This is a genomic window from Gryllotalpicola sp. CP2-P1, assembly GCF_057512245.1.
In genome coordinates this window covers 1-2,329 of record NZ_JBLRDT010000292.1, presented here as the reverse complement: position 1 = coordinate 2,329, position 2,329 = coordinate 1, and the positions used below count along the sequence as shown (strand labels likewise).

The window sequence follows — 2,329 nt, the reverse complement described above, 5'->3', positions numbered from 1 at the left end:
GCCGACGCCGAGCCTTCCTGAGCGGCTCTGGCTGCCGGATGCCTGCACGTGCTTCGCCCCTAACTCCTCGCGTCGCGACTCGCCAACATTACGGCACTGCGCGCCAACTGCTCGAACAGCTCGGCCCCCGCCGCGGTGCCGATCACCGACAGCCGCGGGCGGATGCGCACGTCGACGACGTGCACTGCGAGGCCGACGAGACCCAGCATCCGCCTCACCGGTCCCTGCCTGATGCCCACGCTCTGCACGCGCGCCAGCGGCACGAACGCGAGGGTGCGCGAGATGAAGCCGGCGCGCAGCGCGAGCGTGTCGCCGACGTATGCGTAGCCGACGCGCCGCCACGACAGCGGGTGCAGCCAGGCGGCCGCGCGCGGCGCCTGCGAGAACAGCCGCGCGGTGCGGCGATAGCGCGCGGTCGCGTCGACGAGGGCGAGCAGATCGGCGCGATCGGATGCCGGCAGCAGCAGCGGCAGCACGCGGCCGACGTCCTCGAGCGAGCCCACGGGGAGCACCGTCGAGGCGTTCTCGGCCTGCCCGCGCTGCCGAGCCCGCCCGGCGCGCGCGATGCGGATCGCCCACCAGCCGAACGGCCGCCACAGCAGCGGCTGCACGATCTCGACGGCGTGGATGCGCCCCGTCGGGATGGTCTCGCTGCTCGTCGAGAGCAGCCCGTAGCCCACCCGCACCCCGTCGGCGCTGCCCGAGATCGTGTAGCGCGCGAGCCGGCCGAAGCGGCGCGAGTAGCCCGTGAACATGCCGAAGACCGAGGGGATGACCGCCACCAGCAGGAAGTAGTTGCCGCGCAAGACCTCGACCACGAGCCACACCACGATCGCGATCAGCACGATCGTGAAGGGGCTCAGGATGAGCGATCCGATGAGCCGGCCGGGGTGCACCTTGACGACGGAGGCGGGGGCGAAGTCGGGGTGCAGATCGGCCGGCGACAGGATGAACTCGCCCACGAACTGCGCCGCCACACCCGCCCCCGCCGGTCGACTCGCCGCCCCCGCCGGTCGACTCGCCGCCCCCGCCGGTCGACTCGCCGCCCCCGCTGGTCGACTCGGCGAAGCCGAATGGAGACCAGCCCCCGCCGCCGCCCGTTTGCTCCCCGCGAGCCCCAGGATCTCGCGCCTGAGCTCCTCCGCCGCACTCGACCCCAGATACTGCAGGCTGAGGTTCGCGTCATGCCCGGCGACGACGATCTCGAGCCGGGCCGCGCCGAACACCCGCGCGAAGAGCGTGCGGTGCACGTTCACGCCCTGAATGCGGTCCAGCCGCGCCTGGCGGTTCTGACGGTTCACGACGCCGGAGCGCAGCTCGACGGCATCCGCCGTGACTCTGAACTCGGTCATCCGCCAGGTGACCCGGTACCAGACGATGATCAGCGCGACGAGCAGCAGGACGCCGAGTGCGGCCCAGAGCGTCCAGCCGTGCCGGACGATCGCGTCGACGGGGTCCCCGTCGCGCGTGCGGTCGGGCACGCGGGCGATCCAGTCGACGAGCCGCTCGCGCAGGTTGGCGAACACGATCGCGACGATCGCGACGAAGACCGCACCGCCGCGCAGCAGCGGGGTGGCGGGGTGCATGCGGTGCCACTGGCCGTCCGCGAGCGGGTTCACGGGTGCCGACTCACAATCCCGCGCGCCGCGTCTCGGCGAGCGCGATGAGCCGGTCACGCAGCTCGTCTGCCGCCTCGGCGGGAAGGCCGGGGATCGCGACGTTGCTCGACGCGCTCGCGGTGACGAAGCGCAGATCGGAGAGGCCGAGGGCGCGGCTGATCGGCCCGCGGGTCACGTCGATGAGCTGCATGCGGCCGTACGGCACCGCGACGAAGCGCAGCCACGCGATGCCGCGCCGCACGACGAGATCGTCGTCGCGCATGCGGTAGCCGATCGCGCGCGCGCGCCGCGGGGCGAAGAACAGCTGCAGGGCGAAGCCGACCGCCCAGGCGGCGGCCAGAAGCCAGCCCCACCATGCCCAGTCCACCGCGAACCAGACGAACGCGATGATCGCTCCCGTGACGGCGGCCGCCACGAGCGAGCCGACGATCACGATCCACACGTACCTCGGCGAGACGCGTTGCCAGTCCCCGTCGATCTCGAGCCGCTGTGCCACGGGATCATCGTATTGCTCAGAGCTTTTCACCAATGATCTGCCCCATTCGGTGTAGCTCAGGCCCAAGCATCCGCTTGGGCCCCGCCATAGTGTGGATCGCATGACGATCGCTTCCGCTTCGCTCACCCGTCCCGTGCTCGCCGATGCGCTCGTGCGCCGCGGTGCGCTCGCCAACGCGCTGCTCGTCGTCGGGGGCGCCGCCTTCACGGCGCTG

2 protein-coding genes are annotated in these 2,329 nt (G+C 72.0%); both read right to left on the bottom strand.

The window, feature by feature from the left end:
* Positions 1 to 59 precede the first annotated feature (59 nt).
* Positions 60 to 1,619 carry a PH domain-containing protein gene (locus ACM2XV_RS14420; protein ID WP_344776749.1) on the bottom strand — a complete coding sequence of 520 codons (1,560 nt, stop codon included), beginning with the start codon at positions 1,617 to 1,619 and terminating at the stop codon, positions 60 to 62.
* Between the two features lie 10 nt (positions 1,620 to 1,629).
* Positions 1,630 to 2,115 (bottom strand): PH domain-containing protein, encoded by a 486-nt coding sequence (locus ACM2XV_RS14415; RefSeq protein ID WP_344776751.1) that lies wholly within the window; start codon positions 2,113 to 2,115, stop codon positions 1,630 to 1,632.
* Between the last annotated feature and the right edge of the window lie 214 nt (positions 2,116 to 2,329).